The organism is Allobosea sp. 10N428 (assembly GCF_056394545.1).
The window spans coordinates 81,036-95,622 of record NZ_JBFTIC010000008.1; the positions used below are offsets into that span (position 1 = coordinate 81,036).

The window sequence follows — 14,587 nt, forward strand, 5'->3', positions numbered from 1 at the left end:
CAGCCTCCTCACTCGGCCGCCAAAGGCAGCGGAGGACGGTCGAAATCCTCGGGGAAATGGTTGAGCGCGCTGAGCACCGGCATGGGGGTCAGGCCACCCATGGCGCAGAGCGAGGCGTCGGTCATCAGCTTCGAGAGATCGCGCAGCACGGCGATGTTCGTCGGCACATCGGCCCCGGCGATGATGCGGTCCATCGTCTCGACGCCGCGCGTCGCGCCGATGCGGCAGGGGGTACACTTGCCGCAGGATTCCTTGGCGCAGAAGGCGAAGGCGAAGCGCGCTTGTTTGGCCATGTCGACGGTGTCGTCGAACACCACGATGCCGCCATGGCCGAGCATGGCGCGCATGGAGGCGAGCGCCTCGTAATCCATCTGCACGTCGAGCTGCCCGGCCGTGAGATAGGCGCCGAGCGGCCCGCCGACCTGCACGGCGCGGATCGGCCGGCCCGAAAGCGTACCGCCGCCCATGTCCTCGATGATTTCGCGCAGCGTAATGCCGAAGGCGAGCTCGATCAGCCCGCCGCGTTTGACGTTGCCGCCAAGCTGGATCGGCAGCGTGCCGCGCGAGCGGCCCATGCCGGAATCCGCATAGGCCTGCGCGCCATGGTTCATGATCCACGGCACGGCCGCGAAGGACAGCACATTGTTGACGACGGTCGGTTTGCCGAACAGACCCTGTAAAGCCGGCAGTGGGGGCTTGGCGCGGACGATGGCGCGCTTGCCTTCCAGGCTTTCGAGCAGCGAGGTCTCCTCGCCGCAGATATAGGCGCCTGCGCCGAGCCGTACCTCGAGATGGAAGGCGTGCTCCGAACCAAGCACCGAGGCGCCGATCAACCCCGCCGCTTCCGCCTTGAGGATCGCGCGCTGGAGCATGCGATGGGCGTGCGGATATTCCGAGCGCAGATAGATGTAGCCGCGTGTCGCACCGACCGCGATGGCCGCGATCGCCATCCCCTCGATCGTGAGATAGGGGTCGCCTTCGAACAGCATGCGGTCTGCGAAAGTGCCGCTGTCGCCCTCGTCGGCATTGCAGACGATATATTTCTGCTCGGCCTTGGCGTCGTGCACCGTCTTCCACTTGATGCCGGTCGGGAACCCCGCCCCGCCGCGTCCGCGCAGTCCAGAGGCTTTCACGGCCTCGACGATCTCGCCGCCGGTCATGGCGAGCGCCTTCTTCAGCCCGATGAGGCCGCCATGGGCGCGATAATCCGCAATCGACAGCGGGTCGATGACACCGACGCGCTCGAAAGTCAGCCGCTGCTGGCGCTTCATCCAGTCGAGCTCTTCGGTCTTGCCGAGGCGCAGTGCATGCGCCCCGCCGGCGATCAAGCCGGCATCGAAGAGCGAAGGCACATCCTTGGCCGCGACCGGCCCGTAAGCGATACGCCCTTCCGGCGTCTCGACCTCGACCAGCGGCTCCAGCCAGAGCATGCCGCGCGAGCCGTTGCGGATGATCTCGACGGAAAGCCCGCGCGCGGCCGCTTCGCTGGCAGCCGCCTGCGCGACGGCTTCTGCGCCGACCGAAAGGGCGGCGGCGTCGACGGGGATGAAGATGCGAACCGGGGCGGCGCTCATCGTTGCGCCTTTCCGTGCTGGCAGAACCCGGCGATGCGGGCGGCGTCGACGCGCCCGATCAGTTCGCGATCGACCAGGGCCGAAGGCCCGAGCGCGCAATTGCCGAGACAATAGACCGTTTCGACCACGGCGTCGCCGGCGCGGTGGTCGTCGACCGTGATGCCGTGCTCGGCGGCGAGCTCGGTAACGATCTTTTCGCAGCCGAGCGACTGGCAGGCTTCGGCCCGGCAGAGCTTGATCACGCGGGCAGGCTGCGGCGCGGTCTTGAAGTCGTGATAGAAGGAGATCGCGCCATGGACCTCGGCGCGCGACAGGTTCAGCGCCTCGGCGATCAGCGGCACGGCCTGCGGGTCGACATAGCCGAACTCGTCCTGCAGGGCATGCAGCATCGGCAGCGTGGCGCCCTCCAGATGCGCCAGGCTGGCAATGAGCGTGCGCGCGTTGTCCTGATCCCAGGCTGGATAACCCGCCATCTTTCCTCCATCGGCCCGGTTCGCCGGGCGCTCCTTGTCGGAAAAGGTGGGGTATTCTGGAATGATTTCAAATCGTTTGTTTCAACCGCATGATAGTTTTTAGCTATCAAACTTGCGCAGTTGCTGGGCCTCGCGGCCAAGTGAGCCGACGCGGCGGTCCAAAAATTTCGCAATCAAGCAATTTTGCGCCGCACAATGCTGCGGTGCTTCTAAGACGATAGGCTAGGTCTATCGCACGATGGGCCGCCGCGGCAGCCGCGCATCTGTCACCGGCTTCGTCATCATCAGCAGGTTGCGGGCGAGTGGCGCGACGGGCTGACGGTCCGCCACGATCAGCCCGATCGTGCGCTGCGCCTCGGGCTCGACCAGCGACAGCGCCCTGGTGCCGAGCGGCACGCCGAAGAATTCCAGCAACTGCAGCGAGACGATGCTGGCGACGCCCTGAATGCCGGCATGGGAGCACAGGTTGAAGATCGAATTGGTCTCGATGACCGGGCGCGGCGCCGTGCCGACCGAGCGGAAGATACCGTCGATGATGCGCCGGTTCTGCATGTCGCCGGTGAGCAGGCAGAGTTTGTGCTCGGCGGCTTCCGCCCAGGTGATGGTGTCGCGCGCGCCCAGCGGCCCGTCCTCGCGCGTCAGCAGCACATAGGATTCCTGATAGATCGGCTTGGAGATCACCCGGTCGAGCGGTTCGTTGTCGAGATAGGTCAGCCCGACATCGAGCTCGAAATCGTCGATGCCCTGTTGAATTTCCTGCGAGGTCAGGGAGAGCACCGTGAGCGATACCGCCGGGTAGCGATCCGAGAAGGGCGCGGTGATATGCGCGATCATCGGCAGCGCGGTCGGGATCGCGCCCAGCCGGATGCGGCCGGAGACGCCCTCGCGCAGTTCGGCGATCGAATCCTTCATGATCTCGGCTTCGGCCAGGATGCGCCTGGCATGGGCGAGCACGACCTCGCCCTCCTTGGTGAAACCCTGGAAGCGCCGCCCGCGCTCCACGATCATCACGCCGAGTTCTTCTTCGAGCTGCACGATCGCGGCCGACAGCGTCGGCTGCGAGACATGGCAGGCCTCGGCCGCGCGGCGGAAATGCTTCTCGCGGGCGAGCGCATCGAGATAGACCAACTGGCGAATGATCATGGTGTCGTTTCGGAAGCGGCGGAGAGCGCCGCGCGCCCGAGCATCGGCAGCTTGCGCGGGCGATGCAAGCGCGGCGGTTGCATCCGTGCAAACAGCCTGTTGCTGCCGGGGCAACGCCTGGAGAATTGCGCTGCGGCAATCCCGACCCTAACTCCCGGAGGCCGGGATGGCCGGCAGACAACAGGCTGCATCGCGGCCTTGGGATGATCATGGCACGGGAACTGGAATTCGGGCTCGACACTTTCGGCGACGTCACCAATGGAGCGGACGGCAAGCCGCTGCCGCATGCGCAGGTGATCCGTAATCTCGTCGAGGAAGCCGTCCTGGCTGATAGCGTCGGCATCGATTTCATCGGCGTCGGCGAGCATCACCGAGCCGATTTTGCCGTGTCGTCGCCGGAAACGGTGCTGGCCGGCATGGCCACGCGCACCAGCCGCATCAAGCTGGGTTCGGCGGTCACCGTGCTGAGCTCGGACGACCCGATCCGCGTCTTCCAGCGCTTTTCGACGGTGGATGCGCTCTCGAACGGGCGCGCCGAGGTCATTCTGGGTCGCGGCTCCTTCACCGAATCCTTCCCGCTCTTCGGCTTCGACCTGCGCGACTATGAAAAACTGTTCGAGGAGAAGCTCGATCTCTTCGCCGCGCTGCTGCCGCAGGAGCCGGTGAGCTGGCAGGGCTCGATCCGCCCGCCGCTCAAGGACCAACTCGTCTACCCGCCGGTCGAGAATGGGCCGCTCAAGACCTGGATCGGCGTCGGCGGCAGCCCGGAATCGGTGGTGCGCGCGGCGCGCTACGATCTGCCGATGATGCTCGCCATCATCGGCGGCGATCCCCTGCGCTTCAAACCCTATGTCGATCTCTACCACCGCGCCTATGCGCAGCTCGGCAAGCCCGCGAAGCCGGTCGGCGTGCATTCGCCGGGCTATGTCGCCGCGACCGACGAGCAGGCCAGGGAGGAGTTCTTCCCGGCCTTCAAGGCAAACCGCGACCGCATCGGCGCCGAGCGCGGCTGGCCGCCGATGAGCCGGGAGGATTTCGAGCAGGAGGTCGCGCGGGGCTCGCTCTATCTCGGCTCGCCCGAGACGGTGGCGCGCAAGATCGCAGCGACCGCCAAGGGGCTCGGCATCGCCCGCTTCCAGCTCAAATACAGCGCAGGGCCGCTGGAGCATGAGAAGGCGATGGAGTGCATCCGGCTCTACGGCGAGAAGGTCGTGCCGTTGGTGCGGGAGATGTTGGCGTAAGGGGCCGGTCGGGCTCTTGTACCGCGGCGCTGTTTCCTTCTCCCGGATGGGAGAAGGTGGCCCGGAGGGCCGGATGAGGGCCCGCGCTCACCGCCGAGGGCGCAACGGCACCGCTCCGTTTCAAACAGCGGCAGGCCCTCACCCCTGCCCCTCTCCCATCCGGGAGAGGGGTTGCCCGCGCCTGTCATCGACGACACCGCTCACCCCACAACCTTCAACGGATCGACCGACAGCGTCCGCTTCAGCGCCCTGAGTCCGAAGGTCGTCCGTGTCTGGCGCACGCCGGGGATGCGGTAGATCGTTCCGCGCAGGAAACGCTCGTAATGGTCGGTGCCGCTGACCACGACTTTGGCGAGATAGTCGTACTCGCCCGTCACGAGATGAGCCTCGACCACCTCCGGCGCCCGGCTCAGCGCTTCGCCGCACTGGTCGAGCACCTTGTCGTCATGCTTGTCGAGCGTGATCTCGACGAAGACGATATTGTTGTAGCCGAGCGCCTTGTGGTCGAGCAGCGCGACATATTTCTCGATCGCGCCGGACTCCTCCAGCCGCTTCACCCGCGTCCAGCACGGAGAGGGCGAGAGCCCGACCTTCTCGGCCAGCGCCTGCGTCGTCAGCCGTCCATCCTCCCGCAACGCGGCGAGAATCTTGCGATCGATCAGATCGAGAGCAGGACCGTTCTGGCTCTTTTTATTCATCGGTAGATCATTCTGCTTGTGATGCATTATGCAGAAATATCTTCTGCAGGAATTTGAGGTTTCCGGCAAATTCGGAAGGAACCTCCGGGGCGGCACCGCTAGCGTTGGTTGCAAGGGGAACGATCGCAGCGCCGGCTGCGTTCGCCGCGGCATCACGGCTGGGCGCGAGAGGCGCTTGCGGGATGGGCGCGAAGGCGGAATGCTGGCGGCGACAGGGATGGAGGCGCTCATGAGCAGCGACAAGGCAGGCCAGGCGCCGGCGGCAACCCAGCCACTGCAGTTCCATGTCCCCAAACCGGCGAGCCGTCCCGGCGAGAAGCCGGACTTCTCCCATGTCGTGATCCCGAAGGCGGGCTCCGTCGCCCGCCCGCCTGTTGATGTCGATCCCAAGGACATCCGTGACCTCGCCTATTCGATCATCCGCGTGCTCGACCGCGAAGGCGAGGCGGTTGGCCCCTGGGTGCCCGATCTCTCGCATGAGGACCTGATCCGGGGCCTGCGCCACATGATGACGCTGCGCACCTTCGACGGGCGCATGCAGATGGCGCAGCGCCAGGGCAAGACCTCGTTCTACATGCAGCACACCGGCGAGGAGGCGGTGAGCTGCGCCTTCCGCATCGCGCTCCAGCCCGGCGACATGAATTTTCCGACCTATCGCCAGGCGGGCCTGCTGATCGCGAACGACTATCCGCTCGTCGACATGATGAACCAGATCTACTCGAATGAGCGCGACCCTCTTCGCGGCCGGCAATTGCCGATCATGTACTCGTCGAAGGAGCACGGCTTCTTCTCGATCTCGGGCAATCTCGCCACCCAGTTCGTCCAGGCCGTCGGCTGGGCGATGGCCTCGGCAATCAAGCAGGACACCCGCATCGCCGCCGCCTGGATCGGCGACGGCTCGACCGCGGAATCGGATTTCCACGCCGCGCTCGTCTTCGCCTCGACCTACAAGGCACCTGTCGTCCTGAATGTCGTGAACAACCAGTGGGCGATCTCGACCTTCCAGGGCATCGCGCGCGGCGGCTCCGGCACCTTCGCGGCCCGCGGCCTCGGCTTCGGCATTCCGGCGCTGCGCGTCGACGGCAATGACTACCTTGCGGTCTATGCGGTCGCGCAATGGGCGATCGAGCGCGCCCGCCGCAATCTCGGGCCGACGCTGGTCGAATACGTCACCTATCGCGCCGGCGCCCATTCGACCTCGGACGATCCTTCCGCCTACCGCCCCAAGCATGAATCCGACGATTGGCCGCTGGGCGATCCGCTGATCCGGCTGAAGCAGCATCTGATCGCGGTCGGTGCCTGGTCGGAGGAACGCCACAAGCAGGCGGAGGCCGAGATCCTCGCCACCGTCATCGCCGCGCAGAAGGAGGCCGAGAGCTTCGGCACACTGCATTCCGGCGGCAAGCCTTCGGCGCGCGACATCTTCGAGGACGTCTATGCCGAGCTGCCGCCGCATCTGCGCCGCCAGCGCCAGCAGATCGGGGTGTGACGATGGTTTGCGACGAATTTCACCGCGTCATTCTCGGGCGAAGCGAAGCGCAGACCCGAGAATCTCAGGACGCGAAGGCTCTGGCTTCCGAGATGCTCGGTTCAAGCCCGAGCATGACGCCCTGCAACGCCCGCAATGTCGTCATCGGAGTCCGCTGAGCATGGCCAGGATGACGATGATCGAGGCGATCCGCTCCGCCATGGACGTCTCCATGGGCCGCGATGACGATGTCGTGGTCTTCGGCGAGGATGTCGGCTTCTTCGGCGGTGTCTTCCGCTGCACGCACGGGCTTCAGCAGAAATACGGGGTGTCGCGCTGCTTCGACGCGCCGATCAGCGAGGCCGGCATCGTCGGTACCGCGATCGGCATGGCGGCCTATGGCCTCAAGCCCTGCGTGGAGATCCAGTTCGCCGACTACATGTACCCGGCCTACGACCAGATCGTCTCGGAAGCCGCTCGCCTCCGTTACCGCTCGGCCGGCGATTTCACCTGCCCGATGGTGATCCGCATGCCGACCGGGGGCGGCATCTTCGGCGGCCAGACCCATAGCCAGAGCCCGGAAGCGCTGTTCACCCATGTCTCCGGCCTGAAGACGATCGTCCCGTCCAATCCCTACGACGCCAAGGGCCTGCTGATCGCCGCGATCGAAGACCCAGATCCGGTGATCTTCCTGGAGCCGAAACGGCTCTATAACGGCCCCTTCGACGGCCATCATGACCGCCCGATCACGGCCTGGTCGAAGCATGAACTCGCCGAGGTGCCGGAAGGCCACTACACCGTGCCGCTCGGGAAGGCGGTGACCCGGCGCGAGGGCAATGCCGTCACCATCCTCGCCTATGGCACCATGGTCCATGTCGCGCTGGCGGCGGCTGAGGACACCGGTATCGACGCCGAGGTGATCGACCTGCGCACCCTCGTCCCCCTCGATCTCGAAGCGATCATCGCCTCGGTCGAGAAGACCGGCCGCTGCATCGTGCTGCACGAGGCGACGCTGACCTCAGGCTTCGGCGGCGAACTCGTCGCACTGGTGCAGGAGCACTGCTTCTACCATCTGGAGGCGCCGGTGATGCGCGTCACCGGTTGGGATACGCCCTATCCGCATGCGCAGGAATGGGACTATTTCCCCGGCCCCGCCCGCCTCGGACAGGCGCTGCTAGATATCATGGAGGCACGCTGATGGGCGAGCGCATCATCAAGCTGCCGGATGTCGGCGAAGGCATCGCCGAGGCGGAGCTGGTCGAGTGGCACGTCAAGGTTGGTGACATCGTCCGCGAGGACGATCTGCTCGCTGCCGTGATGACCGACAAGGCGACGGTGGAGATTCCCTCGCCGGTCGAGGGTGAGGTGACCTGGGTCGGAGCCGAGGTCGGCGACACCGTCGCGATCGGCTCGGCCATCGTGAAGCTGAAGGTCGCAGGCGCGGGTGCCGCGGCAGAGGAACCCGCGGAAGAAGCGCCCGCCGAGAAGCCGGCTCCGGCTCCTATCGCTGCTCCGCCCAAGGCCGAAAAGCCAGCCGCGTCGGCGGTTCCGGCCAAGCCGGCAGCTCCGCCTCCGCCGGCTCCCAAGCCCATGCGCGCCGACGCAGCCCCCGCCCAGCGCCGCGCGCCGGGAGAGAAGCCGCTGGCGTCGCCGGCCGTGCGCCTGAAGGCGCGTGAGGCCGGCGTCGACCTGCGCCAGGTGCCGGGCACCGGCCCAGCCGGCCGCATCACCCATGAGGACATCGACGCCTTCCTGCTGCGCGGGCCGGAGCCGGTCCGGGGCGGCGGGCTCGTCGAGCAGAGCGCCGTCACCGAGGTCAAAATCGTGGGCCTGCGCCGCCGCATCGCCGAGAAGATGGCGCTGTCGAAATCGCGCATTCCACACATCACCATTGTCGAGGAGATCAACGTCTCGCCGCTGGAGGATTTGCGCGCGACGCTGAACAAGAAGCCGACGCCCGAGCGGCCGAAGCTGACGCTGCTGCCCTTCCTGATGCGCGCCATGGTCAAGGCGCTGGCCGAGCAGCCGGCGCTGAACGCGCTCTATGACGACGATGCCGGGATCGTGCGCCAGCATGCCGCGATCAATATCGGCATCGCCACGCAGACGCCGACCGGCCTGATCGTGCCGGTGGTGAAGCATGCCGAGGCGCGAGACCTCTGGGGCTGCGGCATCGAGCTCGCGCGCCTCGCCGAGCGCGGCCGCGACGGCACCGCGACGCGCGACGAACTGACCGGCTCGACCATCACCATCACCTCGCTCGGCGCGCTCGGCGGCATCGCGACGACGCCGGTGATCAACTACCCGGAGGTCGCCATCGTCGGCGTCAACAAGATGGTCGTGCGCCCGGTCTGGGACGGCACTACCTTCGTGCCCCGCAAGATGATGAACCTCTCCTCCAGCTTCGACCATCGCGTGATCGATGGTTGGGACGCCGCCGTCTTCGTGCAGCGGCTGAAGGAGCTGTTGGAGAACCCGGCCACGCTCTTCGTGGACATCTGAGGGGCGTGCCATGACAGAAATCACCTGCAAGCTCCTCGTCATCGGTGCCGGCCCCGGCGGCTATGTCTGCGCCATCCGCGCCGGCCAGCTTGGCATCGACACCGTCATCGTCGAGAGCACCAAGCTCGGCGGCAGCTGCCTCAATGTCGGCTGCATCCCCTCCAAGGCGATGATCCATGTCGCCGAGGAGTTCGAGAAGGCCGCGGACGCAGCCGCCGGCAAGACGCCCTTCGGTCTGACCGCGGCCGAGCCGAAGCTCGACCTCAAGCAGGCCGTGGCCTGGAAGGACGGCATCGTCCAGCGCCTCAACAACGGCGTCGCGGCTCTGCTGCGCAAGGCCAAGGTCAAGATCGTCCATGGCAAGGCGAGGTTCCGCGACGGCAAGACCGTCGTTGTCGAGACCGAGACCGGCCCCAAGACGATCCAGGCCGAGGCCATCGTCATCGCCACCGGTTCCGCCCCGGTCGAGCTGCCCTTCCTGCCTTTTGGCGGCAATGTCATCTCTTCGACCGGCGCACTGGCGTTGACCGAAATGCCGAAGCGCCTCGTGGTGGTCGGCGGCGGTTATATCGGATTGGAGCTGGGCACCGCCTTCGCCAAACTCGGAGCCAAGGTCACCGTCGTCGAGGCGCAGGACAAGATCCTGCCGCTCTACGATGCCGAGCTGACCGGCCCGATCTCCAAGCGCCTGACCGCGCTCGGCGTCGAGGTGCTGACGGGCGCCAAGGCATTGGGCCCCACCGCCAAGGGCGATGGCCTGCGCATCGAGACGGCCGACGGCACCGAGCGCAGCCTGCCGGCCGACAAGATTCTTGTCACGGTCGGCCGCAAGCCGGTCACCGATGGTCTCGGCCTCGAAAACCTCGTCCTCGACATGGACGGCCGTTTCATCCGCATCGGCGAGCGCTGCGAGACCGCGATGCGCGGCATCTACGCCATCGGCGACGTCACCGGCGAACCCATGCTGGCGCATCGCGCCATGGCGCAGGGCGAGATGGTGGCGGAGATCGTCGCCGGCCTGCCGCGCGCCTGGGACAAGCGCGGCATCGCGGCGATTTGCTTCACAGATCCCGAGATCGTCTCGGTCGGCCTCTCGCCGGAGGAGGCCAAGCGCGCCGGCCTTGAACTCAAGATCGGCCAGTTCCCCTTCGCCGCCAATGGCCGGGCCATGACCCGCCATGGCGAGGCCGGCTTCGTGCGCGTCGTGGCGCAGGCCGGCAGCGAACTGGTGCTCGGTATCCAGGCGGTCGGGCAGGGCGTTTCGGAGCTCTCGGCCGCCTTCGGACTGGCCATCGAGATGGGGGCGACCCTGCAGGACATCACCGGCACGATCCACGCCCACCCGACGCTGGGCGAGGCCTTTCCGGAGGCCGCGATGAAGGCGCTGGGACACGCGCTGCATATTTGAGGGGACCGGCGCTCCTCTCCCTAAAAGGGCGCGGGTCATCCCGGCCGGAGCGCAGCCCAGAGCCGGGATCCATTCCGGAGCGCCCCGCCGTCATGCTCGGGCTTGACCCGAGCATCTCCTGCCGGAGGAGGCTTTTGTGCCTCACCTGCCAGAGATTCTCGGGTCAAGCCCGAGAATGACGCTCTGCATTGGTCTCGGCCTTCGGGGCTCTTCGCTAAGGCGAGCGCCGCAATCAGTGGTTCTTGGTTCTGACAGACCATGCCATCCCGCGACCGATCCGCGCAGGCAGCCAGCTAAGATGCATACAATCTTGACATTGTCTTCATCGAAGAAGATCTGAAAGGCGACGCCGATCGAACGGCGCCGTCCCAAGGAGACATCCCATGTCCGGCGAGCATTGGCCGCCACTTTCTCCGCTCCAGACCGGCCTGCGCGGCCGCTGCCCGCGCTGCGGACAGGGCAAGATGTTCGAGGGCTTCCTGAAGCTGAAGCCGAAATGCGAGGTCTGCGGCCTCGATTATTCCTTCGCCGATCCCGCCGACGGCCCGGCCTTCTTCGTGATGATGTTCGTCTGCATTCCGGCCGCGGCGTTTCCGCTCTGGCTGGAATTGACCTACAACCCGCCGACCTGGGTGCATCTCGTCACGACGCTGCCGCTGATCCTGCTGACCTGCATTCCACCGCTCCAGCCGCTCAAGGGCTGGCTCGTCGCCTCGCAGTTCTTCCACAAGGCCGAGGAAGGCCGGCTCGCCCGCCCGGCTCCGCAGGACAAGCCGGTCGCCTCCAACTGAGCTGACCGGGCGCGCTCAGCGCCCGGCTTCCCCACCGTCGCGGATCAGGCCGGCGAGAAGGCTGAGTGCCTCCGCCAGCCTCGCCCGCTCCGGTATCGCACCGAGCGCGATCCGGACCGCGTCCGGCGCCGTGCCGTCAGTGCTGAACGCATCGGCGGCCATCACGCCGAGCCCGGCGACGCGGGCGCGCCCAATCAGGCTGTTGCGGTCCCAATGGGCAGGCAAGGGTTGCCAGACATGCAGCGCATGCGGATGGCCCTGCATCGTCTCGGGCAGGATTTCCCTCGCCAGTAATTGTCGCTCGGCTGCTTCGCGCCGGACGCCCTCCAGCAGATCCTTGGCCGCGCCGATCCTGATCCAGTGCGCGGCGAGCGCCGTCATCAGCGGCGCGGGCACCAGGGCCGTCGCGCGCAGGGCGGCGAGGAACGGAGCGCCGTCGGCTCGCTCCGGCATGACGACGAAGGCCGTGCGCAGGCCGGGCGTCAGCACCTTCGACAAGGTCGCGACATGCCATGTCCGCTCGGGCGCCAGCGCGGCCAGCGGCGCGGGCGCATCCCCTGCGAGCAGGCTGTAAGGGTCGTCCTCGATCAGGATGAGGTCGCGCCGGCGGGCTACCGCGACGAGGTCCCGCCGCCGCCGCTCGGACAGCGTGATGCAGGTCGGATTCTGCAGCGTCGGCGTCAGCGCGAACACTCGCGCGCCATGACGGGCAGCAGCCTCGTCCAGTGCATCCGGCAGCGGTCCATCCGCGTCGCTGGTCACGGGCACCATGGAGAGAGCACGCTGCCGCGCCGCGCCGATCAGGCCGGGATAGGCGAGGGGCTCCATCAGGATCGTTTCGCCGGGCCGGGCCAGCAGCGAGAGCAGCGCGTTGAGCCCGGGCTGGGCGCCCGGCACCACGGCGATCCGCAGCGGCGTGATTGAGCCCATGAGCGGCGCGAGCCAGGCCGCTCCGGCCGCGCGCTCGGCCAGCGATCCCGCGCCGCCATGATAGTTCATCAACTGGTCGGCATCGCTGCGCGCCAGGATTTCGGCAATGCCGCGTTGCATCAGCTCGCCCAGCCGCAGGCCCTTGGGGGCGGGCGGGATCGTCATGCTGAGGTCGAGCGGCGGCCCTTTCTGCTCCTGCCGCGCGGAGATGAAGGAGCCGCGCCCCGTCACAGCGTCGGTCAGGCCGCGCTCGCGAGCCTCGCCGAAGGCGCGCGTGACCGTGGTGAGATCGACCGCGAGATGTTCGGCCAGCCGGCGCTGCGGTGGCAGACGGTCGCCCGGCCTGAGCAGCCCGTCTGCAACCGCCCGCTCGAGCTGTGCGACGATCTGGAGGTAGCGCGGTCCTGCCGCCGGGTCGAGCCGGCCGACCCAGTGGAGCGCTTCGTCGCTAGCGGCCTTCGCTCGAACCAATTCCATACATTCCTGCGATTGTAGGCATCGCATAACGCGGACGGCCCATCCGCGCCAGTGGCATGTCGTTGCTGCCGTCTGGCGCCGCCGCGATGCTGGTGGTAGCGAGCAGCCGCTCCTGTAAGAGAGCCAAGTCAGCCGGGACCGGAGACAGGGAATGGCACGCCTGCGCCTCGATGCGCTCGACCGCAAGATCATCGCGGAACTGCAGATCAATTCGCGCCTTTCGGTGCAGGACCTCGCCCAGCGGATCGGGCTGTCGGCCTCGCCCTGCGCGCGCCGCATCCGCATGCTGGAGGAAGCCGGCGTCATCCAGGGTTACGCCGCGATCATCGACCAGACCAAGGTCGGGCTGCCGATCAGCGTCTTCGTCTCGATCAAGCTGGAGCGCCAGCGCGAGGACGAGCTCGACCGCTTCTCGCAAGCCGTGGCGCGCTGGCCCGAGGTGGTCGACTGCTATCTGATGACCGGCCAGCGCGACTATCTGCTGCGCATCGTGGTGCGCGACCTGCCGGCCTATGAGCGCTTCCTCAAGGATAAGCTCACCCGCCTCGACGGCGTCGCCTCGATCGAGTCGAGCTTCGCGCTGGGGCAGGTGAAGCGTTCGAGCGCCCTGCCGATCGCGGCCGTGGCGGAGGAGGATTGAGCCGTGCCGTCATTCTCGGGCGCCGCGCAGCGATGACCCGAGAATCTCGGGATGAGAAGGCACTGGTCGAAGAGATGCTCGGGTCAAGCCCGAGCATGACGGGCAGTGTCACCGCTCCGCCGAGGCTGCCCAGATATTGATCCCGCCCTCGACGGCGTGCCTGTCGATCGCCGCCAGCTCTTCGGCGGAAAATTCCGGGTTCTTCAGCGCCGCGACGCAGTCCGTCACCTGCTCCGGCCGGCTCGCGCCGATCAGCGCCGAGGTGACGCGCCCCCCGCGTAGCACCCAGGCGATCGCCATCTGGGCGAGGCTCTGGCCGCGCGCCCTCGCGATCTCGTTCAGCGCCGCGATGCTCTTGAGATTGGCCTCGCTCAGGAACCCGTCGCGGAAGGAGGGCGCCTTCTTGTCGGCGCGGCTGCCGGCTGGCACGCCCTTGAGGTACTTGTCGGTCAGCATGCCCTGCGCCAGCGGCGAGAACACGATCGAGCCGATGCCCTCGGCGTCGAGCGTGTCGAGCAAGCCGTCCTGCTCGATCCAGCGGTTGAGCATCGAATAGCTGGGCTGGTGGATCAGACAGGGCGTGCCGAGCCGGCGCAGGATCGCGGCCGCCTCCTGCGTGCGCTTCGAATTGTAGGAGGACAGGCCGACATAGAGCGCCTTGCCCTGGCGGACGATGGCGTCCAGCGCGCCCATCGTCTCTTCCAGCGGCGTGTACGGGTCGAAACGGTGCGAATAGAAGATGTCGACATAGTCGAGCTTCATCCGCTTCAGGCTCTGGTCGAGGCTGGAGATCAGGTATTTGCGGCTGCCCCATTCGCCATAGGGTCCCGGCCACATCCGGTAGCCGGCCTTGGTCGAGATCACCAACTCGTCGCGAAGCCCGTCGAAATCCTGCTGGAGGATCTCGCCGAAGGCGGTCTCGGCCGAACCGGGCGGCGGCCCGTAATTGTTGGCGAGGTCGAAATGCGTGATGCCGAGATCGAAGGCCGTGCGGCAGATATCGCGCATGTTCGCGCGGCTGCCGGTCTCGCCGAAATTCTGCCAGAGGCCGAGCGATAGCGCCGGCAATTGCAGCCCGCTGCGGCCGCAGCGATTGTAGCGCATCGCGTCATAGCGGTTGGGATTGATCATGGCCCCTGCCTCTCAATCGATTGAATGGGTCATAAAATGAAGGCCCGGTGGCGTTTCGTCCACCGGGCGCATCAATGGGAACCACGCCGTCATGCTCGCCCTCGTGGCGAG

General features: G+C 66.9%; 13 protein-coding genes. 7 read left to right on the forward strand and 6 right to left on the reverse strand.

The features are described 5' to 3' along the window. Window positions 1-8 precede the first annotated feature (8 nt). The 3 genes from AC1DDA_RS21620 to AC1DDA_RS21630 all read right to left on the reverse strand — a co-directional run bounded on the left by AC1DDA_RS21620 (window position 9) and on the right by AC1DDA_RS21630 (window position 3,190). On the reverse strand, window positions 9-1,574 hold the full coding sequence (locus AC1DDA_RS21620; protein ID WP_476797324.1) for a formate dehydrogenase beta subunit: 1,566 nt from the start codon (window positions 1,572-1,574) through the stop codon (window positions 9-11). Continuing rightward, entirely contained in the window at window positions 1,571-2,047 is a 477-nt protein-coding gene (locus AC1DDA_RS21625) for an NAD(P)H-dependent oxidoreductase subunit E (RefSeq protein ID WP_476797325.1), read from the reverse strand. Before AC1DDA_RS21625 ends, AC1DDA_RS21620 begins: the two co-directional genes overlap by 4 nt. A 228-nt stretch (window positions 2,048-2,275) precedes the next feature. Next, on the reverse strand, window positions 2,276-3,190 hold the full coding sequence (locus tag AC1DDA_RS21630; RefSeq protein WP_476797326.1) for a LysR family transcriptional regulator: 915 nt from the start codon (window positions 3,188-3,190) through the stop codon (window positions 2,276-2,278). 209 nt (window positions 3,191-3,399) lie between these two features. Between AC1DDA_RS21630 and AC1DDA_RS21635 the strand changes: the two genes are divergently transcribed. Beyond that, entirely contained in the window at window positions 3,400-4,431 is a 1,032-nt protein-coding gene (locus AC1DDA_RS21635; protein WP_476797327.1) for an LLM class flavin-dependent oxidoreductase, read from the forward strand. 200 nt (window positions 4,432-4,631) lie between these two features. Here the strand turns inward: AC1DDA_RS21635 and AC1DDA_RS21640 are convergent, their stop codons facing one another. Further along, window positions 4,632-5,129: an Lrp/AsnC family transcriptional regulator gene (locus AC1DDA_RS21640; RefSeq protein WP_149131193.1), complete on the reverse strand. Its 498-nt coding sequence runs from the start codon at window positions 5,127-5,129 to the stop codon at window positions 4,632-4,634. Window positions 5,130-5,358: 229 nt separating this feature from the next. On the opposite strand from AC1DDA_RS21640, the gene AC1DDA_RS21645 reads away from it, so the two are divergent. The 5 genes from AC1DDA_RS21645 (at window position 5,359) to AC1DDA_RS21665 (ending at window position 11,298) form a co-directional block, all read left to right on the forward strand. After that, the gene (locus AC1DDA_RS21645; protein ID WP_476797328.1) at window positions 5,359-6,618 is read left to right on the forward strand and encodes a thiamine pyrophosphate-dependent enzyme; all 1,260 of its coding nucleotides are present in this window, start codon (window positions 5,359-5,361) and stop codon (window positions 6,616-6,618) included. Between the two features lie 160 nt (window positions 6,619-6,778). Next, window positions 6,779-7,795 (forward strand): alpha-ketoacid dehydrogenase subunit beta, encoded by a 1,017-nt coding sequence (locus AC1DDA_RS21650; RefSeq protein WP_476797329.1) that lies wholly within the window; start codon window positions 6,779-6,781, stop codon window positions 7,793-7,795. Next, entirely contained in the window at window positions 7,795-9,099 is a 1,305-nt protein-coding gene (locus AC1DDA_RS21655; protein ID WP_476797330.1) for a dihydrolipoamide acetyltransferase family protein, read from the forward strand. Before AC1DDA_RS21650 ends, AC1DDA_RS21655 begins: the two co-directional genes overlap by 1 nt. Window positions 9,100-9,109: 10 nt before the next feature. Next, complete coding sequence (lpdA, locus tag AC1DDA_RS21660; RefSeq protein WP_476797331.1) at window positions 9,110-10,507, forward strand: dihydrolipoyl dehydrogenase; 1,398 nt, start codon at window positions 9,110-9,112, stop codon at window positions 10,505-10,507. A 383-nt stretch (window positions 10,508-10,890) separates the two neighbouring features. Beyond that, a complete protein-coding gene (locus tag AC1DDA_RS21665) occupies window positions 10,891-11,298 on the forward strand; it encodes a DUF983 domain-containing protein (protein ID WP_441509351.1) in 408 nt (135 codons plus the stop codon). A 15-nt stretch (window positions 11,299-11,313) separates the two neighbouring features. Here the strand turns inward: AC1DDA_RS21665 and AC1DDA_RS21670 are convergent, their stop codons facing one another. Next, complete coding sequence (locus tag AC1DDA_RS21670; protein WP_476797332.1) at window positions 11,314-12,705, reverse strand: aminotransferase-like domain-containing protein; 1,392 nt, start codon at window positions 12,703-12,705, stop codon at window positions 11,314-11,316. A 151-nt stretch (window positions 12,706-12,856) separates the two neighbouring features. Between AC1DDA_RS21670 and AC1DDA_RS21675 the strand changes: the two genes are divergently transcribed. Next, window positions 12,857-13,345 carry an Lrp/AsnC family transcriptional regulator gene (locus AC1DDA_RS21675; RefSeq protein ID WP_441509349.1) on the forward strand — a complete coding sequence of 163 codons (489 nt, stop codon included), beginning with the start codon at window positions 12,857-12,859 and terminating at the stop codon, window positions 13,343-13,345. A 108-nt stretch (window positions 13,346-13,453) separates the two neighbouring features. On the opposite strand, the gene mgrA is transcribed toward AC1DDA_RS21675, so the two are convergent. Next, window positions 13,454-14,476 (reverse strand): L-glyceraldehyde 3-phosphate reductase, encoded by a 1,023-nt coding sequence (mgrA, locus tag AC1DDA_RS21680; protein WP_476797333.1) that lies wholly within the window; start codon window positions 14,474-14,476, stop codon window positions 13,454-13,456. Window positions 14,477-14,587: the final 111 nt, after the last annotated feature.

Bases quoted from the DNA above. Each gene is read 5' to 3' on its own strand.
- AC1DDA_RS21675 (WP_441509349.1), top strand. From the start codon at position 12,857: ATGGCACGCCTGCGCCTCGATGCGCTCGACCGCAAGATCATCGCGGAA.
- AC1DDA_RS21670 (WP_476797332.1), bottom strand. From the start codon at position 12,705: ATGGAATTGGTTCGAGCGAAGGCCGCTAGCGACGAAGCGCTCCACTGG.
- AC1DDA_RS21635 (WP_476797327.1), top strand. From the start codon at position 3,400: ATGGCACGGGAACTGGAATTCGGGCTCGACACTTTCGGCGACGTCACC.
- AC1DDA_RS21655 (WP_476797330.1), top strand. From the start codon at position 7,795: ATGGGCGAGCGCATCATCAAGCTGCCGGATGTCGGCGAAGGCATCGCC.
- AC1DDA_RS21620 (WP_476797324.1), bottom strand. From the start codon at position 1,574: ATGAGCGCCGCCCCGGTTCGCATCTTCATCCCCGTCGACGCCGCCGCC.
- AC1DDA_RS21645 (WP_476797328.1), top strand. From the start codon at position 5,359: ATGAGCAGCGACAAGGCAGGCCAGGCGCCGGCGGCAACCCAGCCACTG.
- mgrA (WP_476797333.1), bottom strand. From the start codon at position 14,476: ATGATCAATCCCAACCGCTATGACGCGATGCGCTACAATCGCTGCGGC.
- AC1DDA_RS21650 (WP_476797329.1), top strand. From the start codon at position 6,779: ATGGCCAGGATGACGATGATCGAGGCGATCCGCTCCGCCATGGACGTC.
- AC1DDA_RS21665 (WP_441509351.1), top strand. From the start codon at position 10,891: ATGTCCGGCGAGCATTGGCCGCCACTTTCTCCGCTCCAGACCGGCCTG.
- AC1DDA_RS21630 (WP_476797326.1), bottom strand. From the start codon at position 3,190: ATGATCATTCGCCAGTTGGTCTATCTCGATGCGCTCGCCCGCGAGAAG.
- AC1DDA_RS21640 (WP_149131193.1), bottom strand. From the start codon at position 5,129: ATGAATAAAAAGAGCCAGAACGGTCCTGCTCTCGATCTGATCGATCGC.
- lpdA (WP_476797331.1), top strand. From the start codon at position 9,110: ATGACAGAAATCACCTGCAAGCTCCTCGTCATCGGTGCCGGCCCCGGC.
- AC1DDA_RS21625 (WP_476797325.1), bottom strand. From the start codon at position 2,047: ATGGCGGGTTATCCAGCCTGGGATCAGGACAACGCGCGCACGCTCATT.